The organism is Onishia niordana (genome assembly GCF_004798965.1).
Classification (GTDB): Bacteria; Pseudomonadota; Gammaproteobacteria; order Pseudomonadales; family Halomonadaceae; genus Onishia; species Onishia niordana.
Window position 1 is genome coordinate 98,504 of record NZ_SDSD01000005.1, and the last position, 26,889, is coordinate 125,392.

Here is a 26,889-nt window from a genome sequence, read left to right on the forward strand (position 1 = left end):
GTTAAGCCCTATCAGCGATGGATTCCCATGCAATATGACTTATCGATAGCACATCCCTTCGTTCGCATGGTCAAGGCACGAATAAAAAAGCTAAAATCCCCTATAACAACAACCCCCAAAGGTGTGACATGACGGCGAGACAACAACCCAAGAACCTGTGGCTAGGACGCTGGGGCTTCATCCTGGCGGCTACCGGTTCTGCCGTAGGCTTGGGCAATATCTGGAAATTCCCGTACATGACGGGTGAGTACGGTGGCGGCGCCTTCGTGCTGGTTTACCTGGCCTGTATCCTGGCCGTTGGCATCCCGGTGATGATGGTTGAAATCGGCCTTGGTCGTCGCGGTCGTGGTAGCCCGATTGATGCGATCCGGCGGGTTGCACGGGAATCCGGTCGCGGCGGACTCTGGTCGCTGATTGGCTGGATGGCGATGCTGTGCGGCTTCATGATCCTGTCGTTTTACGTGGTCGTCGCCGGCTGGTCGTTCTCCTACCTGTGGAAGACGCTGACCGGCGGACTGGTGGGCTCCGAGGTCGGTGATATGGCAGCGATCTTCGCCGCCAACAACGCCGACCCCCTGGCGCTTGGCGGCTGGAGCACGCTGGTTACCGTGATCACTCTGGTGATCGTTGGTAAGGGCGTGCAGCAGGGCATCGAGAAGAGTGTCAGCTGGATGATGCCGGGCATGGTGATCATGCTGGCGATCATGATCGGCTATTCGATGTTCTCCGGTGGCTTTGGTGCCGGTGTCGACTTCCTGTTCTCCTTCGAGGTCGGCAAGCTCTCAAGCGAAGGCCTGCTTGCGGCCATGGGCCATGCCTTCTTCACCCTGTCGCTGGCCTCCGGCGCCATCCTGACCTATGGCTCCTACCTGCCGGATGGCGCGTCCATTGCGCGTACCACCTTCACGGTGGCCATTGCCGATACGCTGGTCGCGTTGATGGCGGGCCTGGCCATCTTCCCGGTGATCTTTGCCAACGGCATGGATCCAGCAGCTGGTCCTGGGCTTTTGTTCATGAGCCTGCCGCTGGCCTTCCAGGCGATGCCGTTCGGCAGCGTCTTCATGACCATCTTCTTCGTCATGCTGTCGATGGCGGCGCTGACGTCCGCCATCTCGATGATCGAGGCCACCGTGGCCTGGCTCAACGAAAGCAAGGGTATCTCGCGTACCAAGGCGACTTGGGGGGCCGGCATCGTGCTGTGGCTTCTCAGCACGCTGGCCATGCTCTCTTTCAATGTCGGTGCCGACTGGACGATTGCCGGCAAGCATGCCTTCGACTGGCTTGATTATCTGACCTCGCGTTTCATGATGCCGCTGGGCGGCCTGGGCATGGCGCTGCTGGCAGGCTTCGTGCTGCGCCACGAAATCTTCAAGTCCGAGTTGGGGCTTTCCAAGACCCAGCATGCCCTTTGGCTGTTCATGGTGCGCTATGTGAGCCCGCTGGGTATCGTGCTGGTGTTCATCGATAGCCTCGGGCTGATGGCCCTGGACATGGGCAGCCAGTGGTACTGGTGGCTCGGCGTGCTGGTCGTCATCACCGTGGTAGGCGAGCTTGCGAGTCCGCGCCTGAAGCGCCAGCTTGCTGCCTGATCATCACCCTGATCTGAACCATGAAATATTCGCTGCCCCCGCATCCTGCGGGGGCAGCGTCGTTTGGGGCCCGTTATCTTCAGATCATCAGCTCAGCCCTCTTGTCTGGCGCTTGTGTGCCTGAGCACGCCTAGACCTATGCCATAATGCGCGTATCCACTCATGTACATGCCAAGACGTTATCCAAGGAGCCAAGGTGTCGGGATATCTTTCAAGCGATCAGTGCGACCAACTGCTGAAGGGCGTTCGCGCCGCTGGTCGTCAGGTACTGGCGATTTATGATCGCGAGTTCACCATCGAGACCAAGCAGGATGACAGCCCGTTGACCGAGGCTGACATGGCGTCTCACCACGCTCTGGTGGCGCTGCTTGAGGCGCTGACGCCGGACGTGCCCATTCTTTCCGAGGAATCCGGGGATATTCCCTTCACCACGCGTCAGGCCTGGTCACGCTATTGGCTGATCGACCCGCTAGATGGCACCAAGGAATTCATTAAGAAAAACGGTGAGTTTACGCTCAACGTGGCCCTGATCGAGAATGGCGAGCCGGTATTCGGCATCGTCCATGCCCCCGTGCTTGGCGAGGACGGAACCACCTGGTGGGGCCAGGTAGGCGAGGGCGCCTGGAAGCAGGCCGATACTGGCGTTGAGCCGATTCAGGTACGCAAATTACCGGATGCAGCGATTGAGCCCTGGAGGGTGGTTGGCAGCCGCTCTCACGGCGCGGCGGAATTCGAGGCCTTCTGTGCTGACTTGCCCGCCAACGAGCGAGTCTCTATGGGCAGTTCGCTGAAGCTGTGCCTGGTCGCCGAGGGAGTCGCGGATCTTTACCCGCGTCTGGCACCGACCTGTGAGTGGGATACTGCCGCGGCCCAGGCGGTTGTGGTCGCGGCCGGTGGTGAAGTGCTGAATGCCCGCAGCCTGGCGCCACTGCGCTGCAATCAACAGGATAGTGTGCTTAACCCTTATTTCATCGTCTGCGGCGAGCGCGACGTGCGCTGGGAGCTGGCGCTGACCAAGGCGCTGAGTTGAGACAGGCCATGAGGTCGTCAGGTGTGGTCGACGCGAGAGCAGCGGGTAGGGGCTAGAGTTATAAGCTTCTAAGCAGAGATTACTGGCGATCCGTCGGTTAAAACCTTAAATTTGGCTATAAGAATTTTATCTTTCTGCGTAAAATGGAATAAACGGTTCATCGATTCGAGACGCTTGCCATGACCTCCGACCTGCACTCCACATCGCTTCCCCAGTACGGGGGTGACGCGTCGCTTTCTCGACTGCGTGATTTTCCCCGCGGCCAGGTGGCGCTGGTCGGAGCGGGGCCTGGCGACCCGGAGCTGCTGACGCTTAAGGCGCTCAAGCGGCTGCAGGCGGCTGAAGTGATCCTGCATGATCGCCTGGTCAGCGAGGAAATCCTGGCCATGGCCAACCCTCAGGCGAGGCGCCTGTATGTCGGCAAGGCTCGCTCCAAGCACAGCCTGCCTCAGGATGGCATCAATCAGGCGCTGGTTGATTGGGCCCGTGAGGGCAAGCGAGTGGTGCGTCTCAAGGGAGGCGATCCCTTCATCTTCGGTCGCGGCGGCGAGGAACTCGAGACCCTGGCGGCTGCAGGTATCGCCTTCGAAGTGATTCCAGGCATTACCGCGGCCTCCGGCTGTGCGGCCTACGGGGGGATTCCACTCACCCATCGCGATCATGCCCAGTCGGTGCGCTTCGTCACCGGGCATCTCAAGAACGGCAGTTGCGATCTGGACTGGGCGACGCTTGCCCACCCCGGTCAGACGTTGGTGTTCTACATGGGCCTTGGCAGCCTCGATATCATTCGGGAGTCACTGATGGCTCATGGGCTTTCTGCCAAAACGCCGCTGGCACTGATCGAGCAGGGCACCACTGCGCGTCAGCGAGTGCATGTCGGCAGTCTGTCTCACCTGCCTGCCGCCTTTCATGGCGACACCATCAACCCGCCGACCCTGATAGTGGTCGGTAGTGTGGTTAGCCTGCATGAGACCCTTGCCTGGTTTGATGGTGAAAAATCTGGCAGCAGCGGTTGGCAAGAGGGTAAACATCCCACCCCGCTCAAGGCATCAGACAGCGCCTGAAGGGTGTGAGCCAAAGCGTCCTACTGTCGCCTGAAGGCGACGTTTGATTCGCGTTGTTGGCGACGTATCGTGATGGCTTTTGCCACGATGGATCCCCGTATGTTGCATTTCCTTCCTCCGCGCGGCCTCTCTGGTTCCGCGCAGGGCTTGTCCTATAGAGCGCTTGGCGGACTCGTGTTATCCGCCATGCTGATCACCGGCTGTTCCAGTCAGGCGACGCACGAGAATGCCGGTGCGGGTGACATCGTGAACAGTGAGGTCGGGATGGCGTCCTACTACGCGGATCGCTATCACGGGCGGACGACGGCAAGCGGTGAACGTTTCGATCAAGAGGCCATGACGGCTGCCCATCGCACCCTGGCGTTCGGCACTCGCGTGCGTGTCACGCGACTCGACAATAATCGCCAGGTGACGGTGCGTATCAACGATCGTGGTCCCTTCAGTCGTGGTCGCATCATCGATCTCTCCAAGCAGGCCGCGCGAAAGCTCGGCATGCTCAGAGACGGTACCGTCAGGGTGCGGGTCAGCGTGCTGCGCTAGTGTTCTCGCCTGTCATGTCAGGCCTGGATGCTGATGTCGTTTGGGATGTCGGTAATGCTGCGCCGGGTTTGCCTGAGGAGGGTGAGGGCTGCCAGCGCCGAAACTCGCGTTGCCAGCGCGTGAGCAGCGCGCGTCGTTTGAGATCGTCGAGGGTCGCCAGTAGGGCAGGACTCAGGCGGATGGGGCGCAGCGCCTCGCCGAGGCGTGACTTCAAGTCGTTGGCGGTGCCGGGGCCTTCGAGTGCGGGATGCACGGCACCTAGCGCCGTGCGCTCTGCAAGCACGCGTTGTCCGTGCTCACTGAGCAGATAGTTGACGAAGCGCTTGGCCGCGGTGGGGTGGGGTGCTCGAGTAGGAATCAGCACCAGCCGCTGAGTCACCAGGGCATAGTCCTTGGGGATCACCATCTTGAGTGCCGGGTCGGCGTCGACGACGTCCCGGGCATAGCTGCCCAGCAGGTTGTATCCCAGCCAGTACTTGCCTTCCTCAAGGCCCTTGAGCATGGCGCCGGTGGTTTCCTCGAGCACGGCATCGGCACTTCCTAGCGCGGCGACCAGCTCCCAGTAGCGAGGCGACAGGCGGGCTTCCTCGACGGCATAGCTGTAGCCGGCGCCGCTCTTTGCCGGGTCGTAGGTCACGACCCGGCCACGCAGTGCGTCACCATGTTGCTCCAGCAGGTTGAGCAGCGCGTCGTGGCTTTGAGGCGCCCCAAAATCTTCTTCAAGCTCCTGTCGGTAGACCATCACGATGGGTTCGAAGGTGACCGCAAACAGTTCATGTCGCCAGCGGGCCCATTCGGGCCAGGTATCGGCAAGGGGGCCGTTCAGCGTTTGGCCGTGGCCGTCGTTGGCGAGTCGGTATTGCCAGGGCATGGCCGAGGAAATCAGCACGTCGGCGCTTGGTGTCTCGGCCGCCAGAAAGCGCTGATTGAGCTCAAGCGTGGTCAGGTTGCGATAGGTGAGTGTGACGAACGGGTGACGGTGGTGAAAATCCTCGAGCAGCGGCCGAATCTGGGGAATGTCCAGTGCACCATGAACCGTTAGCTGCTCGAGTGGCTCTGTGGGCGTGGCCGAGCCAGAAAAGCGCAGTGTCTGTTCGGCCTGGACGGGCAGGGTGCTGACAACCAGGCAAATAGCGACCCATAAGGCGCTGAATACCCTCGGCCGAGCCCATTCCCTCACGCCCGTTGCGAGCCGTTCAGCCTCTCGATGTCGAGTGCGACCCAGCATGCCGTTCATCAGCGATCTCCCGTGAAGTGAATGGCGACGCTCAGGCCGCGATCATTGGCCATCGGCTCAAGCGTCAGGCGAGCCTTATGACTGCGCGCGATGCCATCGACAATGGCAAGCCCCAGCCCCGAACCTTCGCCACCATCGCGCCCACGATAGAAGGGCCGCAGCACCAGCAGGCGCTGATGCTTGGCGATGCCAGGGCCATCGTCCTCGACAGCAAGCGTCGGCGGGCCATCCGTTACCCGTACCGTGATGCAATGCGCGCCATAGCGGCGTGCGTTGTCGATCAGGTTGCTTAGCGCTTCCTCGAGCTGCCAGGCGACACCATCGATCATCAGCGGTGTATCCTCGGCCTCGACACCCAGGTCAATGTTGGCGCGATCGCAGCTGGCCCAGGCATCTCGGCAGGCGCGTCGGGCCAGCGCATTGAGATCCAGCGGCGCAAGGTCCGGTGTCGCTTCCGGGTTATCGAGGCGGGTCAAGGACAACAGCTGACCCGCGAGGCGCGCGGTGCTGTCGCTGGTGGCCTGCATGGCCTCCAGTGCACTGCGCCAGGCGGCCGGGTCATCCTGGCGTAGCGCCAACTCGGCGCGGGTCGAAAGCCCGGCCAAGGGGGTACGCAACTGATGCGAGGCATCGCCGATGAAGCGCTCCTGGTTGGCCCGAACGCGACGCATGCGTGCCAACAGATCGTTGAGCGTCTCGCGCAGCTCGGCAAGCTCCCGGGGCAGTGTCAGCTCCAGAGGGGTCAGGGTGCGTGGATCTCGGGCACGTATCGCGCGGCGCAGTCGCGTCAGTGGGGCAAGCGCCGAGCGAACTGCCAGCAGCAGGGCGGCGATGGCGAGCGCCGCCATCACGCCGATATAGGCGAGATTCGTCCGCAGCAGGCTGAGCGTCAGTGCCTCACGGCCCTCCCGGGTATGGGCGACGCGGACTTCGAAGCGCTCCTGCAAACTCCAGTCCTCGAGGCGGCTGCGACGGATGCCCTGTCGCAGGGTAAGCGAGTGCCATTCGATGTCGCGGTAGAGCAGGGTATCGCCGCGTGCACTCTCATGGACGCTATCGTGGACTCGGTCCGGACGGGTATCGCCGGGCAGACGCGCATTGCCGGTGATGAAGCGCCCATCGCCATCGTAGAGGGCATAGAACACGCGCTCTTCGGCATCGGTTGCGAGCATTTCCAGGGCGGCAGGTGGCAGGTCCAGCCATAGCTGGTCATCCTGCCACTGAACCCGGTCGGCAATGGCAAGGGTGGCGGCCTCAAGCAAGCGGTCGAAGGCACGGTCGGCGGTGTGGCGCGCATCCAGATACGCCTGCACCAGCATCAGGGCGCCTAGTCCCACTAGCGGCACCAGCAGCCAGATAAGCAGCCGACGGTAGAGGCTATCGGGCCGCTTCACTCGGCCTCCAGCAGATAGCCGAGGCCGCGCACCGTGCGCAGGTTCACGTCGCTTTGCTTGAGACGCCGGCGCAGGCGGTGAATATAAACCTCGATGGCATTGTCGCCCATGGCATCGCCCGCAAAGGCTTCTTCTGTGAGGCGTGCTTTCTCCACTGGCGTGCCGGCATGACGCATCAGGCAAGCCAAGAGCCGCTGTTCCCTGGGAGGCAGGGAAAGTGATGTGTCATCAAGCGTGAAGCGCTGCGTCTCGGGGCTGAAGCTGAGCCCTCCGACCCGCAGGGCCTGGCTGCGGCCGCGACGGCGAAGCAGGGCTCGTACCCGGGCCTCCAGTTCGTCAAGGGCGAAGGGCTTGGCAAGGTAATCATCGGCGCCGAGGTCCAGACCCCGGACACGATCCTCGATGGCGCCTCTGGCGGTGATGATCAGCACTGGGGTATCGCTATCGTGGCGGCGGAGTGCGGCGAGCACGTCCAGGCCGCTGGTGCCCGGCAGGTTCAGATCGAGCAGCACCAGGTCGGCACCACTCCCAGGAGCAGAGAGGAGGGCAAGGGCCTGATCGCCGTCATCCAGTGTCGTCACCTCGAATTGCTCGAGACGCATGGCATCGCCAAGGGTCTCGGCAAGCAGCGGGTCGTCCTCGATCAGTAACAGCTTCACGGCACGACTCCTTCATTGTGGGTCGCCGAGGCTTCGAGCCTGACCCGTGCGGCTTCAAGAAGCGCCTCACCCCGCGACGCTTCAAGCCGCCCATTGGGCCCCGAAAGCGATAGCCAGAGCCCGCCCGCGCCCGAGATCTCTTCGCCTATTGCCGTGCACAGCATGAGGCCACCGCTCAATGGTTGTTCCGGGGTGTCGGTGTCACCGATGGGCCAGCTCTCTCCTGGGTGCAGCTCATGGCGCAGGCTTGAGTCCGGCAAGCTGACCAGGCGGCAGTGAGCGAGCCCCTGCCTGACTTCGAAGAGGGCAGCGGTTTCCCCGCTTTGCTCGCATAGCCGATCCAGTACCGGCTGAACGAGGGTGGCAAGCCCTAGGCCCGGGCGATGGCGCCGTCCCAGTCGGGCGGGGGTATGGCCGAGCGAGAAGTGTCCGTCAGGGCGTCGAATGACATAGTCAAAACGCTCGAGGGAGGCCAGCAATCGAAGCAATGTGCTCTTGTAGAAACCGGTGGCCTCGGCCAGTTCGGTCAGGGTAAACGCCTCTTTGGGGGCATCGAAGACCTCCAGAATCTTGAGTGCCCGCTCCACCGCCTCAACGCGCTGTTCTGCCATGTCTCGTTTTCCTCGCAGGGTTGCTTGATCGTCTGATTTTTACCTATGCAACTTTGGTCGTGTTTGGGCGTACGGGCGTTGACGGGGCGGAGCCGTGCGCCTAACTTTCCATTCCAAGGAATGATGTTCTGCCTTACAGAATTGTAAGGTGGCTGAAAGCTTCCGACAAGCCTTGAGTGCAACATTTACAAGCGAGTTGCTGAAGGCGTACGCCAACGCATCACCATCAACGGCATCCTGACTACCCGTGTTGCGGGCCGGATGACCCAGCGAGGCCAATAACAATGTTGACGAAAAGCATGTTCCAGAAACGCATCTCGATGAAGACGCCGCTGACGCTGATCACCGCGGCGGCACTGACCCTGAGCGCCTCCTTCACTCAGGCCTTCGAGCCGGAAGGCAAGGTCGAGTGTCTGGCGCCGGCTGATCCGGGCGGTGGCTGGGATTTCACCTGCCGCAGCGTCGGCAAGGTGATGGAAGGTCTGGATATCGTTCCGCGCAGTGTCCAGACCATCAATATGGCTGGTGCTGGCGGCGGTGTGGCCTTCGCTCATACCGTCAGCAAGCGGGCCGGCGATGAACAGCTGTTGGTGGCGGCGTCTACCGCGACAACCACGCGACTGGCCCAGGGGCAGTTCCCGGGCATGAATGCCGATATGGTCAACTGGGTCGGGGCGCTGGGCGCTGACTACGGAATCATCGCTGTGGCCGACGATTCCGGGTACGACGACCTGCCTGCGCTGATGGATGCCATCAAGGAAGATCCGCGTAGCGTCAAGTTCGCCGGGGGTAGCGCCAAGGGTGGCTGGGATCACCTGAAGGTATTGATCGCGGCCCAGAAGGCGGGCGTCGAGAATCTGCCGCGCATTCCTTATCTTTCCTACAACAACGGCGGTGAGGCCATGACCCAGGTGGTTGGCGGTCACGTGGATGCCTTTACCGGTGACATCACCGAGGCGCAGGGCTTCATGGAATCCGGTGATCTGCGTGTGCTGGCGGTCCTGTCCGAGGAGCGCCTGCCGGGCAAGTTCAGCGACATTCCTACTGCGCGTGAGCAGGGCATCGATGCCATCGGTCCTAACTGGCGCGGCTTCTACATGCCGGCGGATGTTTCTGATGAAGCCAAGCAGTACTGGATTGATGCCATGGACACCATTTATGAGAGCGAAGAGTGGAAGCAGGTGATGACCCAGAACGGCTTGATGCCTTTCCACATGACCGCGGATAAGTTCGAAAACTTCGTCCACTCGCAAATCCAGTCAATTGAAGATCTGTCTAAAGACATCGGGCTGATTAACTAATGACCTTCAACGACCGCATCTTCGGGGTCCTGATGATTGTCCTGGCCGTCGCGTACGGCTGGGGCACGACCCAGTTCAATGAACCCTTTGGTGGGGCCGAAGCTGTCGGCCCTGAAACTTTCCCCCGCTTGTTGGCCGCGGTACTGGCGCTTTCCAGCCTGTACATGATCGTTAGACCGGACCCGGATAATGCCTGGCCCTGGAGCCGTACCGGCATTGAATTGATCGTTGCCGTCGTGGTGCTGATTCTCTATGCGGCGTTATTGCAGCCGCTTGGTTTCATTATCAGCACTACCCTGGCCGTGGGCACTCTGTGCTGGCGCATGGGCGCTCTTCCGGTCAAGGCATATATCACCGGGGCGGTCTCGGGAGTGGTGGTGTTTTTGCTGTTCACCCTCGCGCTCGATCTGGCGTTGCCTTTGGGCCTGCTCTCGTTCCTGGAGGTTAACTGATGGAAACCCTTGGCTACTTGATGGACGGGTTTGGCGTCGCCCTGGCGCCGCACAACCTGATGTTCGCCCTGATGGGGGCTTTCCTTGGCACCCTGATCGGCGCTCTGCCGGGCCTGGGTCCTGCCAATGGCGTCGCGATCCTGATTCCGCTGGCCTTTACGCTGGGCCTGGCGCCGGAAACCGCGATGATCATGCTGACCTCGGTCTATGCCGGGGCCATGTACGGCGGGCGCATTTCGTCGATCCTATTGAATATTCCCGGTGACGAGCCGGCGATGATGACCTGCCTCGACGGCTATCCGATGGCCCAACAAGGCAAGGCGTCCGAGGCGCTGGCCATTTCGGCCGTGGCGTCCTTTATCGGCAGCCTGGTGGCCACCGTGGGACTTATCCTGCTGGCACCGTTGCTTGCGGATTTCGCGCTGACCTTCGGGCCGGCCGAATACTTCGCCCTCTTTCTGCTGGCCTTCGCCACCCTTGGCGGCATCACCGGCAAGAACCCCATGAAGACAGTGGTCGCCGCGTCGATCGGTCTCATGATTGCTACCGTGGGCATCGACTCCACTGGTGTGCAGCGCTATACCTTCGGCACGCTGGAGCTTTATGAGGGTGTCGACTTCATCATCGCCATCGTCGGCTTGTTCGCGATCTCCGAGCTCTTGTTCTTCATCGAAGAGAAGGCCGGCGGTGGCAAGGAAAAGATGGCCGTCAATAAGCTGACCCTGACATGGAAGGATATCCGCAACATCCTGCCGTCAAGCTTTCGGGGTGGTGTGCTGGGCTTCATCGCCGGCGTGCTGCCGGGGGCAGGTGCGTCGCTGGGTAGCTTCATCGGCTATACGCTCGAGAAGAAGATGGTGGGCAAGAAGGGCTACTTCGGCAAAGGTGATCCGCGTGGCGTCGCGGGCCCCGAGGCGGGTAACAACGGTGCCTCGAGTGGTGCGCTGGTGCCCATGTTGACCCTGGGTGTGCCGGGCAGCGGCACCACCGCGGTGCTGCTTGCGCTGTTGATCTCGCTGAACATTACGCCGGGACCGTTGATGTTCACGCAGAACGCCGACATCGTCTGGGGCGTGATTGCGGCGTTGTTGATCGGTAACTTCCTGCTTCTGTTGCTCAACATTCCGCTGGTCGGCATCTTCGTCAAGCTGCTTTCGATACCACCGATGTTCCTGTTGCCGGTGGTGACCATGATTGCCTTCGTCGGTATCTACTCGATCAGTAACACCATCTTTGATCTCTACTTCATGGTGGCCTTCGGTGTGGCGGGGTATATCTTCCGTAAGCTGGAGCTTCCACTGGTGCCCATCATTCTCGGCTTGCTGCTGGGGCCAGAAATGGAAAAGAACCTGCGGCACGCGATGGAAATCTCCGATGGCGACTGGGCCATCCTGTGGGACAGCGGCCTGGCCATTGGCCTCTGGGTGTTTGCCGGCCTGGGCCTGATTCTGCCTTATATCGTCGGCCCACTGCTTCGCCGTCGCATGCAGGCAGGCGGATCTCAGGTGGATTGACACACGTTGTAACGTAACTTATTTGACACCCTTTGAGGCACCGACCGTCAGGTCGGTGCCTTTTTTTGTGCGGATCTCTCGGCATAAAGGCAGCGGTGCATCATTTCGGTGCCCGAGCTTATTTGAATCGCACTAAGCCTTATGGCTGCACCAAAAGTAAGCATGGAAGCGCCAAAAGAGAGCACGTGACGGGTCATGTGGTAGGCAAAAGCGGCAAACAAGGCAAATGCCTGTTTAATGAGATAATCCTAAATAAATGATTTTTAAGGGTTATTCAGCCTTTTCAGTGTCTTGGCATGTCCCTTGCGATGGGTGCTGGGCCGGCCAGTGCATGGCTGGCAGCGTCGCTGGATATTGCCGAACAATAATTTTTAATAACAAGACACTCTCAAGGAGATCCATGTGAACACTTCGACTCCGTCCGCTCGTTGGCTGGTCGCGGCCCTTCTCTCACTCGGTGTGGCCGTGCCGGCCCAGGCGCAGGAAAACGACCCCATCAAGGTCGGTATCCTGCACTCGCTTACCGGCACCATGGCGATCAGCGAATCCACCCTCAAGGACACCATGTTGATGCTGATCGAGCAGCAGAATGCCGAGGGTGGCCTGCTGGGGCGTCAGCTCGAACCCGTGGTCGTGGACCCGGCGTCCAACTGGCCGCTATTCGCCGAGAAGGCTCGTGAGCTGCTGGCGCAGGACAAGGTCGATGTGATCTTCGGCAATTGGACCTCGGTGTCTCGCAAGTCGGTGCTGCCGGTGGTCGAAGAACTCAACGGCCTGTTGTTCTATCCGGTGCAGTACGAGGGCGAGGAGTCTTCCGAGAATGTGTTCTATACCGGTGCAGCGCCCAATCAGCAGGCGATTCCCGCGGTTAACTACCTGAAGGACAACGTCGGCGTGGAGCGCTGGGTACTGGCCGGTACCGACTATGTCTATCCGCGTACCACCAACAAGATCCTCGAGGCCTACCTGAAGGGCCACGGTGTAGCCGATGAGGACATCATGATCAATTACACGCCGTTTGGACATTCCGACTGGCAGAACATCGTCTCCGAGATCAAGCGTTTCGGCAGCGAAGGCAAGAAGACCGCGGTTGTCTCGACCATCAATGGCGATGCCAACGTGCCGTTCTACCGTGAGCTCGGCAACCAGGGCATCGACGCCGCCGACATTCCGGTGGTCGCCTTCTCGGTGGGCGAGCAGGAACTGTCCGGTATCGATACGGGGCCGCTGGTCGGCCACCTGGCCGCGTGGAACTACTTCATGAGCGTCGACAACGACGCCAACTATGACTTCATCGATGCCTGGATCGACTATACCGGCGATGAGATGTCGGTCACCAACGATCCCATGGAAGCGCATTACATCGGCTTCAACATGTGGCTCGAGGCGGTACGCAAGGCAGGCACCGCCGACGTCGATGCGGTCAAGGACGCGATCATCGGCGTGACCGTACCCAACTTGACCGGTGGCTATGCGGCGATGATGCCCAACCACCACATCACCAAGCCGGTGCTGATTGGCGAGATCCAGGACAACGGTCAGTTTTCGGTGGTCTGGGAAACACCGTCCACGGTCGCAGGCGATGCCTGGTCGGACTACCTCGACGGCTCTCGCGACCTGATCAGCGATTGGCGCAAGCCCATGGAGTGCGGCAACTACAACGTGGTCGAGGGTAGCTGTGGTGGTGGTGTCGAGGCGGAATGAGCCCGGATGCAGGCCTGCTTCCATCGGAGTAAGCGGGGTTTTGTCAGAAACTGACGGAAAGATCGCCGGGCCTGAGTGTCCTGCCCGGCGAACCAACAGGTGATGCCAGCTCTCTTTTCCGCTGCTATTGCATTGCTTTACCAAAGGATATGTCCATGAGGATCACCCGATACCTCACGCTATGGCTACTGCTGGTAGCTCTGGTTGGTACCGCACAGGCGCAGCAGGATGACCCCGCTAGGTCGCTTCTCGAGGCGCTTGCCAGTGCCTCCTATGCCGCCAAAGGCGAGGCGATTGACGCCATCGTCGAAAGCGGGGACGCGCGCAGTCGTGCCTGGCTTGAAGCCCTCAACGACGGCAAGCTGCAAAAGAACAAGAAGACCGGTCAGTTCGTGGTGGTGTTGGCCAATCGCGGCCGGAACTGGCCGGTGGAAGACGCCTTGAGCGGTGAGCCGCTCGGCGAAATGTCCCGACGCGAGTTGGACCGTATCGGCATCAATAATGCCCTGCGTGGCCAGCTACGTAGCACCCTTGCGGTGCTCGATCTGTACGTTGATAACCCTGATGCTCGTCTGCAGGCGGCCAACGACCTGCTCGGTCAGGTCGATGAGGCCATGATGGCGCCGCTCAATGCGGTGAGGGACCAAGAGTCTAATGAGGCGGTGCGGGACCGGCTGACCGAGGCGCTGGCCATTTATCGGCTCGAACAGGGCGACCCCCAGGCCATCGAGACTCTGCGCGGGAGCCTTCACCCTGAAGCCCGGGCCGCCCTTAACGGGGTCGTGGCCGGCGCCGATGCGAAGCTTGCCGCCGAGGCCAAGGCGGCCCTTTCCGGCATCGAGCAGACCCTCAAGATCAACCGCGGCGTCGAGACGCTCTATTTCGGCCTGAGCCTCGGGTCGGTGCTGGTGCTGGCGGCGATCGGTCTGGCCATCACCTTCGGTGTGATGGGGGTGATCAACATGGCGCACGGTGAGCTGATCATGCTCGGCGCCTATACCTCCTGGGGCATGCAGCAACTGCTGCCGGGCCAGCCGGGCCTTGCCGTGATCCTATCGATTCCGGCCGGCTTCCTGGTCGCAGGCTTGGCGGGTGTCGCCATCGAGCGCTGCGTGATCCAGTTTCTCAAGGGGCGCCCGCTGGAGACGTTGCTTGCGACCTTTGGTGTCAGCCTGATTCTGCAGCAGTTGGTGCGCACGCTGATTTCGCCGCTCAACCGTACCGTGGTCACCCCGGAGTGGATGAGCGGCTCATTGGTGATCAACGACGCCTTGTCGCTGACACTCAATCGCCTTTATGTCCTCGGCTTTGCGCTGCTGGTCTTTGCGGCACTGATGCTGGTCATGCGCCGCACCAGGCTCGGGCTCGAAGTTCGGGCGGTCACCCAGAATCGCGCCATGGCGCGCTCCATGGGCATCCGCGCGACCCGCGTCGATATGCTCACCTTCGGCCTCGGTGCCGGGGTGGCCGGGCTTGCCGGCGTGGCGCTGGCTCAGTTGACCAACGTCGGCCCCAACCTCGGCCAGAGCTACATCATCGATTCATTCATGGTGGTGGTGTTCGGCGGCGTCGGCAACCTGTGGGGCACCCTGGTGGCCGGCATGTCGCTTGGGGTGATCAACCAGGTGCTGGAGCCCTGGGCCGGCGCTGTGCTCGCCAAGATCATCGTACTGGTCTTCATCATCCTGTTCATTCAGAAGCGGCCTCGCGGACTTTTTCCGCAGAAAGGCCGGGCGGCGGAGGGCTGATCCATGACTTCATCAACTGCGATAACTGCGCTGCCTTCACGTGCGTCGAATTCAGCCATGTCTCCTTCAGGCATGTGGCTGACGCGGCCCTTTACCGAACGCTCGACTCGCCTGTTTCTCGGCGTGCTGACGCTGGCGCTTGCGTTGGTCACGGTGCTGCATCTGGCACTGCCCGAGGGGCATGCGCTGCACGTCTCGAGCTATACCGTGACGCTGCTCGGCAAGTACCTGTGCTATGCGCTGCTTGCTGTCGCGGTGGATCTGGTCTGGGGCTATCTGGGCATCCTGAGCCTCGGTCATGGCGCCTTCTTTGCCCTCGGTGGCTACGCCATGGGCATGTACCTGATGCGCCAGATCGGTGATCGCGGCGTCTATGGCGATCCGGTGCTCCCGGACTTCATGGTCTTTCTCAACTGGGACAGCCTGCCGTGGTTCTGGCACGGCTTCGACATGGCCGGTTTCGCCTTCCTGATGGTGTTGCTGGCGCCGGGGCTGCTGGCCCTGGTGTTCGGCTTCCTGGCCTTTCGCTCCCGGGTCACCGGCGTCTATCTGTCGATCATTACCCAGGCGCTGACCTTCGCCCTGATGCTCGCGTTCTTTCGCAACGAGATGGGCTTTGGCGGCAACAATGGCCTGACCGATTTCCGTGAGCTGCTGGGCTTTGACCTGAGAAGCGATGCCACGCGACTGGGACTCTTCCTGGCCTCCGGCGTGGCACTGGCGCTCGGTTATGTGGTGTGTCGTGGCATCGTCGCCAGCAAGCTTGGCCGGGTCTGTGTGGCCTCTCGCGATGCCGAGGCCCGGGTGCGCTTCCTGGGCTACCGAGTCGAGCGGGTGCAGCTTTTCGTGTTCGTGGTCTCGGCGATGCTCGCGGGCGTGGCTGGCTCTCTTTATGTACCCCAGGTGGGCATCATCAATCCCAGCGAATTCTCGCCGCTGTTCTCCATCGAGGTCGTGGTATGGGTAGCACTGGGCGGTCGTGGCACCTTGTATGGCGCTGTCATCGGCGCGGTACTGGTCAACTACGCCAAGACCGTCTTCACCGGCGTGATGCCGGATGCCTGGCTGTTCGCCCTCGGTGGGCTCTTCGTGGTGGTTACGGTACTGCTGCCCAAGGGCATCGCCGGGCTGATGACCCGGCGTTCCAAGCCGGATAACCCGACGTCACTCAAGGAGGCAACGCCATGAGCCTGCTCGACGCCTTGGCCGATCGTGATCGGGTCTTCGACTTCCTGGTGCCGGCGGCGTCCCCCGTGGATGTCCGTCACGGCCCGATTCTCTACCTGGAAGACGTCAATGTGAGCTTCGATGGCTTCAAGGCCATCGACAACCTCAACCTGACCATCAACGACGGTGAACTGCGCTGCATCATCGGCCCCAACGGCGCCGGCAAGACCACCATGATGGACATCATCACCGGCAAGACCCGGCCGGATAGCGGCGAGGTGTGGTTCGGCAGCCGTCACAATCTGCTGACCAAAAGCGAGCCCGAGGTTGCCTCGCTGGGCATAGGACGCAAGTTCCAGAAGCCGACGGTGTTCGAGGCGCTCAGCGTCTTCGATAACCTGGAGCTCGCCATGGCGGCAGACAAACGCGTGCTACCGACCCTGGCGGAAAAGCTATCCGGTGAGCAGCGCAGCCGTATCGACGAGGTGCTCGAAACCATCGGCCTCGAGACGCTTCGCAGCCGCCAGGCGGGCATTCTCTCCCATGGCCAGAAGCAGTGGCTGGAGATCGGCATGCTGCTGATGCAGCGCCCAAGGCTGCTGCTAGTCGATGAGCCAGTGGCCGGCATGACCGAGCAGGAAATGGAGCGCACCGCTGAGTTGCTCACTAGCCTTGCCGGCAAGCAGTCGGTGGTGGTGGTCGAACATGACATGGGCTTCGTACGCTCGATTGCTCGCCAGGTCACGGTGCTGCACCAGGGCAGCGTGCTGGCCGAGGGCACGATGGATCAGGTCTCGAATGACTCCAGGGTCATCGAGGTCTATCTGGGCGCGGAGGAGGAGGCCTGATGCTCGCGATTGACAAACTCAACCAGTTCTATGGCGAGAGCCATACCCTCTGGGATCTTGATCTTGAGGTGCCCAAGGGCGAGTGCACCTGCGTGATGGGACGCAACGGCGTGGGCAAGACGACTCTGCTCAAGTGCGTGATGGGCGAGGTGCCGATCAAGAGCGGCAGCCTGCACCTTGATGGCGATGTGGAGCTTGGCAGCAAGCGCCTCGAGGATCGCTCCCGGCTCGGCATCGGCTATGTGCCTCAGGGCCGTCAGATCTTTCCGCTATTGAGCGTCGAGGAAAACCTGCGCACCGGGCTTGCCGCGCGCAAGGACGGGAGTCGGCGTATTCCTGAGCGGATCTTCGAGCTGTTTCCGGTACTCGATGAGATGCGCCATCGCCGCGGCGGTGACCTGTCCGGCGGGCAGCAGCAGCAGCTGGCGATCGGGCGGGCGCTGGTGATCGAGCCGCGTCTTTTGATCCTCGACGAGCCGGGGGAGGGCATCCAGCCCAATATCGTCGCCCAGATCGGCGAAGTGATCCGCCGGTTGATCCGCGAAGATGGCCTGACCGTGCTGCTGGTCGAGCAGAAGCTGCCCTTCGCCCGCAAGTACGCCGACCGCTTCACGATCCTCGATCGTGGCCGCCCGGTGGCCAGCGGGGGCATCGGCGATCTCTCCGATGACCTGATCAAAAGACACCTGACCGTATGATTGTCGACGCGCCTTTGAATCCCGCTAAGGGACGCCCTGTGCCCAGCGATCATGCCATCGCCAGCGGCCATCGCTTCGATGGCGAGCGCTACTGGGCCGCCGCCATCGAGCTAGGCTTTGGCCGTCGCGAGGAGCCCGCCGGCAGCATCACGCGCCTGGTCCGGGCTCGCCACCAGGGCCCGCTGAGAGTTCAGCGCCCCTTTTACCCCGAACCCCGCGATGCCAAGGGAGAGGCCGGCAGCTGCCATGTCTATCTGCTCCACCCGCCCGGCGGGCTGGTCAGCGGCGATGCGCTCTCGATCCGCGCCGAGGTGGGCGAGGGCGCCCGGGCGCTGATTACCACGCCGGCCGCCAACAAGCTTTACCGGGCCGACAGCCACGGAGTGGCCTGGACGCAACACACCCGGCTCAGGGTCGAGGCCGGCGGAGAACTCGAGTGGCTACCCCAGGAGACCATCGCCTTCGATGGTTCCCGCGGGGTACAGAGCACCGAGCTTTCGCTTGCCGAGGGAGCGCTCTGTCTGGGCTGGGAGGTGCTGGCGTTGGGGCGTCCGGCCGGTGAGCTGCCGTTCGTCTCCGGGCATCTCGAGCAGCGTTTCTCGCTCACCCGGGACGGTCGTCCGCTGTGGCATGAGCGTCAGCTTCTCGACCCCACGCACCCGCGTTTCGCGGGTCGCTGGGGGCAGGGTGGTGCCAGCGTTCAAGCCACCCTCTGGGCGGTGGGACTCGCTGACGAGGCAGGCGCCGTTGCCATGCTGCGCCAAGCGCTGCCGGCATCTCCCCGCTGGGCGGTGACGGTGCGCCAGGGCGTATTGCTGCTGCGTTATCTCGGCGATGAACGCAACGAGGCCTGGGCGCTTTGCCAGGAAGCCTGGAAGCTTCTGCGGCCATTGTTGCTGGGGCGAGAGGCCAGCGTGCCGCGGATCTGGATGACCTGACAGCAGCCGGAAGCTTGAAGCCAGCAGTTGGAAGAGATCGCCATCCGGCCAATGGGGGCTTCAGGCTTCCATCTTCCAGGCGCGTAGCGTCGCTCTTCCAGCTTGGAAGCGACAGCCTGGGCACAGCAGAGAAACAACATGATTTGGGAGCTACTGCGATGGAACTAACTCCGAGAGACAAGGACAAGCTGCTGCTCTTTACGGCGGCGCTGCTCGCCGAGCGCCGCCGTGATCGCGGGCTCAAGCTCAACTATCCCGAGGCGGTGGCGCTGATCAGCGCCGAGATCATGGAAGGCGCCCGTGACGGGCGCAGCGTGGCCGAGATGATGAGCGCGGGACGCGAGATCCTGACCCGCGAGGATGTCATGGAAGGGGTCGCCGAGATGGTCGACGAGGTACAGGTCGAGGCGACCTTTGCGGATGGGACCAAGCTTGTCACCGTTCACAACCCGATCGTCTAAGGAGAGCGCGATGATTCCCGGCGAATATCAGTTGAAAGACGGCGAGATCGCGCTGTGTGAGGGGCTCACGCGGATCACTGTGACGGTTGCCAATACCGGTGATCGGCCGGTTCAGATTGGCTCGCACTATCACTTCTTCGAGGCTAATCCGGCGCTTGATTTCGACCGTGCTCCGACCCGCGGCCATCGCCTGGACGTGGCCGCGGGAACGGCGATTCGCTTCGAACCCGGCCAGAAGCGCGAGGTGACGCTGATTCCCTACACGGGCAGCCGCATCGTCTATGGCTTCCGGGGGGAGGTCATGGGTGAGCTCTCTAATGCGCCCGCCGACGCACGACCTAGCGCGCCCGCCGACGCGCGACCTAACGCGCCCGACGATGCGCGAACCCCGTCATCCGATGATGCCGATCAAGGAGAGTCGTCATGAGCGATACCACGCCTAGCAAGATCAGTCGTCAGGCCTATGCCGACATGTATGGCCCGACCGTCGGCGACCGGGTGCGTCTGGGCGACACCGAGCTGTGGATTGAGGTCGAGCGTGACGCGGCTCACTACGGCGAGGAGGTCAAGTTCGGCGGCGGCAAGGTGATTCGCGATGGCATGGGTCAGGGCCAGCGCAGTGATGCGGCGGTGATGGACACGGTGATCACCAATGCGCTAATCCTCGACTGGTGGGGCATCGTCAAGGCGGACGTGGGCCTGCAGGCCGGGCGCATCGCGGCGATCGGCAAGGCCGGCAACCCGGATACCCAGCCCGACGTCGAGATCGTTATCGGCCCGGGCACCGAGGTCATTGCAGGGGAAGGCAAGATCCTCACTGCCGGCGGCATCGACGCGCATATTCACTTCATCTGCCCGCAGCAGGTCGAAGAGGCGCTGATGAGCGGGGTGACCACCATGCTCGGCGGGGGCACCGGTCCGGCTACCGGCTCCAATGCCACCACCTGCACCCCCGGTGCTTGGCATATTGGCAAGATGCTGCAGGCGGTGGATTCGCTACCCATGAACATCGGTCTCCTCGGCAAGGGCAACGCCAGCTTGCCCGAGGCCCTGGAGGCACAGCTGGAGGCGGGGGCTATGGGTCTCAAGCTCCACGAGGACTGGGGCACCACGCCAGCCTCCATCGACGCCTGCCTGTCGGTGGCCGAACGCTATGACGTCCAGGTGGCGATCCATACCGATACCCTCAACGAATCAGGGTTCGTCGAAGACACCCTGGCGGCGTTCAAGGAACGCGGCATTCACACCTATCACACCGAGGGCGCCGGCGGTGGTCATGCGCCGGATATCCTTACCGCCTGTGCCAAGGCCTATGTGCTGCCGTCGTCGACCAACCCGACCCGCCCCTACACGGTCAACACCATCGACGAACACCTCGACATGTTGATGGTCTGCCACCACCTCGACCCCAATATTCCCGAGGACGTGGCCTTTGCCGATTCGCGCATCCGCCGCGAGACCATCGCCGCCGAGGACATCCTGCACGACATGGGGGTGATCTCGATGATCGCTTCGGATTCCCAGGCCATGGGGCGGGTCGGCGAGGTGATCTGTCGCACCTGGCAGACCGCTCACAAGATGAAGGTCCAGCGCGGCCTGCTGCCGGAGGACGGGGCGCTGGGTGCCGATAACCTGCGGGCCCGCCGCTACATCGCCAAGTACACCATCAATCCGGCGATCACCCACGGCATCGCGCACGAGGTGGGCTCGATCGAGGTCGGTAAGCTTGCTGACCTGGTGTTGTGGGATCCGGCCTTCTTCGCCGTCAAGCCGGCGCTGATCCTCAAGGGCGGCATGATTGCCGCCGCGCCCATGGGCGACCCCAATGCCTCGATCCCCACGCCGCAACCGGTGCACTACCGGCCGATGTTCGGCGCCTTCGGCAAGGCGGCGACCGCCACGCGGCTCTCCTTCGTCAGCCAGGCGGCGCTTGAGGCGGGCATCAAGGAACGTTTGGGGCTCGACAGTGCGCTGGTGGCCTGTCGCGATACCCGGGCCGTGCGCAAGTCGGACATGAAGCTCAACGATGCCTGTCCGGCACTCAGCGTCGACCCGCAGACCTATGAGGTGCGCTGTGATGGCGACATCTTGACCTGCGAGCCGGCCACCGAGCTGCCCCTGGCCCAGCGCTATCACCTCTTCTGAGCAGTGGGTGATGACCACACGTCAAGCGGCGCCGGTGGCAGGTCGAAGTGAGGGGCTTTTGCCAGGGACGGCAAAAGTAGCGTACAGGGAAGTATTTACAGTGCCCCGCGAGACTGCCATAGGATCAGCCGCGAAAAATGTCTAGAGAAGATGCCAATGCTGAAATTGATCGAACGCCTGGGGCCCATCGAGGCGAGCCAGGCCAGCGACACCCTGACGCTGCCCTTCGAGCTTCGCATGCGCGGGCGCCTCAAGGCGCAGACCGATGGCGGTCAGGACGTGGGGCTATTTCTCGACCGTGGCCCGGTGCTGCGGGAGGGAGAAGGCCTCGCGACCGAGAACGGCGAGATCGTGATCATCCGCGCTGCCGCCGAACCGGTGGTGACGGCCCGCGTCGAGGCCGGCCTGGCCCTGGCGAGACTCTGCTATCACCTCGGCAACCGCCATGTGGCACTGGCCATCGGTGCCGACGACGAGGGCGGCTGGGTGCGCTTCCCGCCGGATCATGTGCTGGAGGAGCTGGCCACGCGGCTGGGGGCCCGCGTGATGCATCATGAGGCCCCCTTCGATCCCGAATCCGGCGCCTATGCCCAGGCGGGCCACGATCATGACCATTCACACGGGCATTCACACGGGCATTCACACGGGCATTCGCACGCTCATTCTCACGATCATTCCCATGAGTCGGACAATGGGCATACCGCGCCTGAGCATGGCCATGTCCACTGAGCCGCAGGTATCTGCCCCATCGGCTGATAGCCAAGCTCAGGGCGATGACCTGGCCCTGCTAGGATTGCTACAGCTGGTCAGTCCGGCACTGCCGATTGGCGCCTTTGCCTGGTCCCAGGGCCTGGAGAGCGCCTTCGAACTCGACTGGGTGCGTGACGAGGCAAGCCTTCATGCCTGGCTTGCCGGGGTGCTGGACGATGGCCTGTCGCGCTGCGAGTTGCCCGTGCTGGCGCGCCAGCGGGCGGCCTTGCAGGCCGAGGACGGTGAGACGGTGGCGTACTGGGATGCCTGGCTGGCGGCCAGCCGCGAGACCCGCGAGCTCGCCGAGGAAGACCAGCGCCTGGGAGCGGCGCTTAGGCGGCTGCTCAATAATCTCGAGCTATTGCCAGACGCGTCCGCACTACCAGGCTTGCTTCCAGAGCAGCCCGGCTATGTGACGCTTTTCGCCTGGCTGGCGCAGGCACGCGGCGTGCCATCGCGGCAGGTGCTGCTGGGCTTCGCCTGGGGCTGGCTCGAGAACCAGCTGGCGGTGGCCTGCAAGGCATTGCCGCTGGGTCATACCGCCGCTCAGCGCCTCATCGAACGCTTGCGCCCCGAATTGGTCGTGGCGGTCGATCGTGCACTCTCGTTGGCTGACGATGAGCTCGGCCCGCTGCTGCCGGGGTTGGCGCTCGCCAGCGCTCAGCACGAAACCCAATATTCACGTCTGTTCAGAAGCTGAAGGAAAGGAGCACCCTCATGAATCATTGCCTGCGTGTCGGCGTTGGTGGCCCGGTCGGTTCCGGCAAGACCGCGCTCTTGAAGCAGCTGTGTCTGGCGCTGCGCGATCATTACGATATCGCCGTGGTCACCAACGATATCTATACCCGCGAAGATGCCGACTTCTTGTTGCGCCACGATGCCCTGCCGGCCGATCGCATCCTTGGTGTCGAGACCGGCGGCTGCCCGCATACCGCCATTCGCGAGGATGCCTCGATGAACCTCGCCGCCATCGACGACCTGCAGGCCCGTCATCCGGGCCTCGAGCTGGTGCTGGTGGAATCCGGTGGCGACAACCTCTCGGCGACTTTTAGTCCAGAGCTCTCGGATCTGACGCTATACGTGATCGACGTCTCGGCCGGTGACAAGATCCCCCGCAAGGGAGGGCCCGGCATTACCAAGTCCGACATGCTGATCATCAACAAGATCGACATCGCCGAGCGGGTACATGCCTCGCTCGAAGTCATGGAACGCGACTCGAAGAAAATGCGCGGCGAGCGTCCCTTCGTGTTCGCCAACCTCTACGACGGTATCGGCGTCGAGGAGATCATTCGCTTCATCCTCGATCGCGGCATGTTGCCGGAGCGTCGGCCATCGGCCGAACGTACGGCCGGCGATCAGGCTCAGGTAAGTCCGTCCGTCTGAGCCCGGTGCCTTCACCCCGCTATCTCGTCATATCACCAAGAAGGACGCCACTATGATTCGTATTTCACGCTGTACCGCCCTGATCCTGGCGCCGCTGGCGCTGATGACCGCTGGAATGGCCAGTGCCCACGTCGGTCACGAGGCCAGTGCCGGCGGTATCCTCGCGGGCCTGCTGCATCCTCTGACTGGCATGGACCACCTGCTTGCCTTGTTGGCGATCGGTCTATGGAGTGCGCGCCAGTCACGGCCGTTGGGGCGTGCCGTGCCCGGACTTGCCGCACTGGGTATGTTGCTGGGCGCGGCACTTGTCTGGGCCGGGCTGAGCCTGCCGGGTGTCGAGACCGGCATTGCTCTGACGGTGCTGCTCGCCGGGGTGCTGCTCGCCAGTTTGGTGCGTCTGCACGCGGGGATCGGCGCCACCTTGGTGGTGGTTTTTCTCGTCTGGCATGGTCAGGCCCATGCGGTAGAAATGCCGGCGGCTGCCTCAATGGTGGCTTATCTGTCGGGCTTTCTGCTGACCACGCTGGTGATCAGTCAACTGGGGAGGACGGTTGGCCAGGTGCTGTTGCCGCGTTTGCCCTATGTCGATCGTCTGGTGGGTGGTCTAGTGGCGCTTGTTGGCGGATTGCTGGTCATCGCCTGAGTGCTTGAGCAATAGCCTTTGATCAACGCCCGGTCTCGAGCCGGGCGTTGTCGTTTGCAGATGACATTCAAGAAAATCGCGGTGCGGTCGATAAGCCATTTCAGGTATGGAAATCGGCCGGTATTCATATCGGTATAGAAACGGGTTGTTTTATTCGGCGCCCAATACGACGCGTATGACATTAACGTCATATCCTGTGCTTTAAGCTCGACATAGGTGCTTGATGCGGAATTTAGTCGGGAGGATATCTGTACATGGCGCCATCCCTAGCGTCTGAACATGTATTTCGCGAGCTGGCTGATGGCTTGGCCTTGGACATGCCGGAAGACCGCTTTTTTGCGAAGCTTGCCGGTAAGCTGTCGCGAATACTAGAAGTCGATCACGTGGTGATCGCTTGCGTCGATCCTTCCGATAAGCAGATAGCACGCACCCTGGGCTTGTGGTCAGGTGGAGAACTGCGGGATAACATTAGCTATCCGCTGGCCGGCAGTCCCTGTGAGCGGGTGACTCAGCATGAGCCCTGCCACTTTGCTCAGGGCGTTTGCACTACCTTCCCCGATGATCTTCTGCTCGCCGACCTGGGCGTCGAGTCCTACCTGGGCATGCCCATCATCGCTCGCGATGGCGAAACCCTGGGGTTGATCGCGATACTGGATGCTACCCCCCTGCGCTCACCCGAGCTTGGCAGAGAGGTCTTGCGTATCGCTGCGATGCGCGCCGGCGCCGAGCTTACTCGCCAACGTTTCATTGCCGACATCCAGGAAAACGAACGCCGGCTCAATACCCTGATGAATCAATTACCTGGCATGGCTTACCAGCGCCTCCATGACCGTGAGGGTAGTCTCACTTTCGTGAGTCAGGGCGCCGAGGCTTTGATTGGGCATGATGAAACTCATTTGACCGCGGGTGCAGGCTATCCCTTCATGGAGCTGGTGCATCCCGAGGATCGCAAGCGTATCCAGCATCAGATCGTCGCGGACGTTAAGAAGCAGCGCCCGTATCATTTGAACTACCGGCTGTGCACGTCGGGCGGAAAAGTCCGTTGGGTTACCGATCAAGGTCAGGCCGTGCTCGATGCGGCTAGCCGGGTCGCCTGGCTGGAAGGCTTCATCTTCGATAACACGCGCGACTATGAGTCCCAGCGAATTCAGCAGGCGGTCATGCAAATTGCCTCGTCTGTCACCGCGCGTGGCGGCGAGCGTTTCTTCGATCAGCTCGCCATTCACCTGACGCGGGCCCTCGATGCCGATAGTGGCATCATCGCCACGGTCGCGGACAAGACTGCTGAAACGAGGATGATGACGAAGGCGGCGGTGATACATGACGAAAAAATCGATAATTTCAGTTATACGCTTGAAGGCACCCCTTGTTCCGAGGTGATGGAGAAAGGCACCTGCGTCGTACTCGATAAGGTGGCCGCAGCATTGCCATTCAAGGCCGATGCCATGCTCGGCTGGGCTCGCGGATATGTGGGGTTGCGCCTGGATAGTAGTAATGGTGACGCACTGGGTGTGCTGATGGTCATGTTTCGTGACCCCATTGAGGATCCGGATTTTATCACCACCGTACTCAGCATCTTTGCGTCAAATGCGGCAGCAGAGCTTGAACGGCAGATCAGCGATGATCGCATCAACCGTCTAGCTTTTTCTGATCCCGAAACGGGGTTGGCCAATCGTGCCTTCTTCATGGCACGAGTGGGCGATGTTTTGCAGAAGGCGCAATCTGAAGACAGGGCTTTTGGTTTGTTGTTAATGGATCTCAGACGGTTCAAGGAGATCAACGATACCTTTGGTCATAGCGTAGGCGATCAGGTGCTGGCGGCTGCAGGGAGTCGTTTTCATAGTGTGCCGCTGACAGGCTGTGAGCTACTGGCTCGTCTCGGCGGTGATGAGTTCGCCGTGCTGGTTGAGTCGCCAACAGGTTCAGTGCTGATTGATCGAATGCGACACTATCAGCAGTGTCTTGAAGCGCCTGTGCAAGTGGGGGAGCGTTTTTTTAATCTCGATCTGAGTATCGGCGGAGCCCTCTACCCCGAGCATGGCATGACCTCTGGGGAGCTTTTCCAGCATGCCAGTTTGGCGGCGCATCACGCCAAACAACAGGTGTCCGGGTACTGTCTTTATGACGATCAGTTAGGGCAGGCAATCATACGTCGCCAGCAGTTGCTTGATGATTTTACCCGGGCCCTGCGAAACGGGGGGCTGATGCTTCAGTATCAACCTCAGATAGATCTGAAAACGGGGGCGCTGTCCGGTGCTGAAGTGTTATGCCGGTGGTTCGATAGTGAGCGTGGCTGGGTCAGCCCAGGGGAGTTTATCCCACTCGCTGAAGAGCGTGGGCTGATGAAAGAGCTAGGTGGCTGGGTGCTTAAGAGTGCAAGCCAGCAGTTGCGTGAATGGCAGCGGTCCGGAATGGCCGCGATGCCTCGTTTATCGGTAAACGTATCGGCCCAACAGCTGGAAGATATCCATTTTGGCGAAGAAGTCGAACGTCATACCGACGGTGTCTGTCCGGCTAATATCGGTCTGGAACTCACCGAAAGCGGTTTCATGCACGACCCGGAGCAGGTCATTACCCTCATGCAGGCGCTCAAGGCCCAGGGCTTTGGTCTGGCCATCGACGACTTCGGTACGGGTTACTCCTCCTTGGCGTATCTCAAGCGGTTTGCCGCTGATACGCTCAAGATTGATATTTCGTTTGTCCGCGATATGCTTTCATCAAGTCATGACTACACCATCGTCACTACGATTATTGCCATGGCACGCAGCATGGGGATGAAGACGGTTGCCGAAGGCGTGGAAACGGCTGCTCAGGCGAAGGCTCTGGCCGAACTCGGTTGTGATCAAGCTCAAGGCTTCTACTATGCTCGCCCGATGAGCGCCGAAGAATTCGCCAGCCACTGGTTGTGTCATCAGTGAGGTTTGCTCTCTCAATGACGCCCGTCGCCCAGCACTTCGTGCTTCTCTTCGAGAGGGGGCCGATGAGCTGCATCGAAACGTCGAGTGACATCCCC

Annotated in this window: 25 protein-coding genes; 21 read left to right on the forward strand and 4 right to left on the reverse strand. The window is 61.7% G+C overall.

Going from position 1 to position 26,889, the window contains the following annotated elements; genetic code table 11:
- The first annotated feature begins 128 nt into the window (after positions 1-128).
- The 4 genes from ETC27_RS10835 to ETC27_RS10850 all read left to right on the forward strand — a co-directional run bounded on the left by ETC27_RS10835 (position 129) and on the right by ETC27_RS10850 (position 4,223).
- The gene (locus ETC27_RS10835; RefSeq protein ID WP_136255017.1) at positions 129-1,589 is read left to right on the forward strand and encodes a sodium-dependent transporter; all 1,461 of its coding nucleotides are present in this window, start codon (positions 129-131) and stop codon (positions 1,587-1,589) included.
- Between the two features lie 196 nt (positions 1,590-1,785).
- The gene (gene cysQ / locus ETC27_RS10840; protein ID WP_136255018.1) at positions 1,786-2,619 is read left to right on the forward strand and encodes a 3'(2'),5'-bisphosphate nucleotidase CysQ; all 834 of its coding nucleotides are present in this window, start codon (positions 1,786-1,788) and stop codon (positions 2,617-2,619) included.
- 179 nt (positions 2,620-2,798) lie between these two features.
- A complete protein-coding gene (gene cobA, locus ETC27_RS10845) occupies positions 2,799-3,683 on the forward strand; it encodes a uroporphyrinogen-III C-methyltransferase (protein WP_136255019.1) in 885 nt (294 codons plus the stop codon).
- A 99-nt stretch (positions 3,684-3,782) separates the two neighbouring features.
- Positions 3,783-4,223 (forward strand): septal ring lytic transglycosylase RlpA family protein, encoded by a 441-nt coding sequence (locus ETC27_RS10850; RefSeq protein WP_136255020.1) that lies wholly within the window; start codon positions 3,783-3,785, stop codon positions 4,221-4,223.
- On the opposite strand, the gene ETC27_RS10855 is transcribed toward ETC27_RS10850, so the two are convergent.
- The 4 genes from ETC27_RS10855 to ETC27_RS10870 are packed head-to-tail and all read right to left on the reverse strand — an operon-like array spanning position 4,207 to position 8,124.
- Entirely contained in the window at positions 4,207-5,460 is a 1,254-nt protein-coding gene (locus ETC27_RS10855; protein WP_240724883.1) for an ABC transporter substrate-binding protein, read from the reverse strand. The two genes, ETC27_RS10850 and ETC27_RS10855, sit on opposite strands and share 17 nt — an antisense overlap.
- On the reverse strand, positions 5,460-6,854 hold the full coding sequence (locus tag ETC27_RS10860; RefSeq protein ID WP_136255021.1) for a sensor histidine kinase: 1,395 nt from the start codon (positions 6,852-6,854) through the stop codon (positions 5,460-5,462). The genes ETC27_RS10855 and ETC27_RS10860 overlap by 1 nt, the downstream gene beginning before the upstream one ends.
- Positions 6,851-7,513 (reverse strand): response regulator transcription factor, encoded by a 663-nt coding sequence (locus ETC27_RS10865; RefSeq protein WP_136255022.1) that lies wholly within the window; start codon positions 7,511-7,513, stop codon positions 6,851-6,853. Before ETC27_RS10865 ends, ETC27_RS10860 begins: the two co-directional genes overlap by 4 nt.
- The gene (locus ETC27_RS10870; protein ID WP_136255023.1) at positions 7,510-8,124 is read right to left on the reverse strand and encodes a helix-turn-helix domain-containing protein; all 615 of its coding nucleotides are present in this window, start codon (positions 8,122-8,124) and stop codon (positions 7,510-7,512) included. The genes ETC27_RS10865 and ETC27_RS10870 overlap by 4 nt, the downstream gene beginning before the upstream one ends.
- A gap of 320 nt (positions 8,125-8,444) precedes the next feature.
- On the opposite strand from ETC27_RS10870, the gene ETC27_RS10875 reads away from it, so the two are divergent.
- The 17 genes from ETC27_RS10875 (at position 8,445) to ETC27_RS10955 (ending at position 26,794) form a co-directional block, all read left to right on the forward strand.
- Entirely contained in the window at positions 8,445-9,425 is a 981-nt protein-coding gene (locus tag ETC27_RS10875; protein ID WP_205742730.1) for a Bug family tripartite tricarboxylate transporter substrate binding protein, read from the forward strand.
- Positions 9,425-9,877, forward strand: a complete 453-nt coding sequence (locus tag ETC27_RS10880) for a tripartite tricarboxylate transporter TctB family protein (protein WP_136255024.1) — start codon at positions 9,425-9,427, stop codon at positions 9,875-9,877. The genes ETC27_RS10875 and ETC27_RS10880 overlap by 1 nt, the downstream gene beginning before the upstream one ends.
- Positions 9,877-11,391 (forward strand): tripartite tricarboxylate transporter permease, encoded by a 1,515-nt coding sequence (locus ETC27_RS10885; RefSeq protein ID WP_136255025.1) that lies wholly within the window; start codon positions 9,877-9,879, stop codon positions 11,389-11,391. Before ETC27_RS10880 ends, ETC27_RS10885 begins: the two co-directional genes overlap by 1 nt.
- 432 nt (positions 11,392-11,823) lie before the next feature.
- Positions 11,824-13,095, forward strand: coding sequence for an urea ABC transporter substrate-binding protein (gene urtA, locus ETC27_RS10890; RefSeq protein ID WP_240724895.1), 1,272 nt, complete (start codon positions 11,824-11,826; stop codon positions 13,093-13,095).
- 155 nt (positions 13,096-13,250) lie between these two features.
- Positions 13,251-14,843, forward strand: a complete 1,593-nt coding sequence (gene urtB / locus ETC27_RS10895; RefSeq protein ID WP_240724885.1) for an urea ABC transporter permease subunit UrtB — start codon at positions 13,251-13,253, stop codon at positions 14,841-14,843.
- 57 nt (positions 14,844-14,900) lie between these two features.
- Positions 14,901-16,031, forward strand: coding sequence for an urea ABC transporter permease subunit UrtC (urtC, locus tag ETC27_RS10900; RefSeq protein WP_205742727.1), 1,131 nt, complete (start codon positions 14,901-14,903; stop codon positions 16,029-16,031).
- Positions 16,028-16,858, forward strand: a complete 831-nt coding sequence (urtD, locus tag ETC27_RS10905) for an urea ABC transporter ATP-binding protein UrtD (RefSeq protein ID WP_136255027.1) — start codon at positions 16,028-16,030, stop codon at positions 16,856-16,858. Before urtC ends, urtD begins: the two co-directional genes overlap by 4 nt.
- On the forward strand, positions 16,858-17,556 hold the full coding sequence (gene urtE / locus ETC27_RS10910) for an urea ABC transporter ATP-binding subunit UrtE (protein WP_136255028.1): 699 nt from the start codon (positions 16,858-16,860) through the stop codon (positions 17,554-17,556). The genes urtD and urtE overlap by 1 nt, the downstream gene beginning before the upstream one ends.
- Before the next feature lie 38 nt (positions 17,557-17,594).
- Positions 17,595-18,494: an urease accessory protein UreD gene (locus ETC27_RS10915; RefSeq protein ID WP_240724886.1), complete on the forward strand. Its 900-nt coding sequence runs from the start codon at positions 17,595-17,597 to the stop codon at positions 18,492-18,494.
- Between the two features lie 158 nt (positions 18,495-18,652).
- Positions 18,653-18,955 (forward strand): urease subunit gamma, encoded by a 303-nt coding sequence (locus ETC27_RS10920; RefSeq protein WP_136255030.1) that lies wholly within the window; start codon positions 18,653-18,655, stop codon positions 18,953-18,955.
- 10 nt (positions 18,956-18,965) lie between these two features.
- Positions 18,966-19,382: an urease subunit beta gene (locus ETC27_RS10925; RefSeq protein WP_136255031.1), complete on the forward strand. Its 417-nt coding sequence runs from the start codon at positions 18,966-18,968 to the stop codon at positions 19,380-19,382.
- The gene (gene ureC, locus ETC27_RS10930; protein ID WP_136255032.1) at positions 19,379-21,100 is read left to right on the forward strand and encodes an urease subunit alpha; all 1,722 of its coding nucleotides are present in this window, start codon (positions 19,379-19,381) and stop codon (positions 21,098-21,100) included. The genes ETC27_RS10925 and ureC overlap by 4 nt, the downstream gene beginning before the upstream one ends.
- A gap of 156 nt (positions 21,101-21,256) precedes the next feature.
- A complete protein-coding gene (gene ureE, locus ETC27_RS10935; RefSeq protein WP_136255033.1) occupies positions 21,257-21,829 on the forward strand; it encodes an urease accessory protein UreE in 573 nt (190 codons plus the stop codon).
- Positions 21,819-22,550, forward strand: a complete 732-nt coding sequence (locus ETC27_RS10940; RefSeq protein ID WP_205742731.1) for an urease accessory protein UreF — start codon at positions 21,819-21,821, stop codon at positions 22,548-22,550. Before ureE ends, ETC27_RS10940 begins: the two co-directional genes overlap by 11 nt.
- 17 nt (positions 22,551-22,567) lie before the next feature.
- Entirely contained in the window at positions 22,568-23,233 is a 666-nt protein-coding gene (gene ureG, locus ETC27_RS10945; RefSeq protein WP_136255034.1) for an urease accessory protein UreG, read from the forward strand.
- Between the two features lie 52 nt (positions 23,234-23,285).
- Positions 23,286-23,876, forward strand: coding sequence for a HupE/UreJ family protein (locus ETC27_RS10950; RefSeq protein WP_136255035.1), 591 nt, complete (start codon positions 23,286-23,288; stop codon positions 23,874-23,876).
- A gap of 317 nt (positions 23,877-24,193) precedes the next feature.
- A complete protein-coding gene (locus ETC27_RS10955; RefSeq protein ID WP_168709053.1) occupies positions 24,194-26,794 on the forward strand; it encodes an EAL domain-containing protein in 2,601 nt (866 codons plus the stop codon).
- Positions 26,795-26,889: the final 95 nt, after the last annotated feature.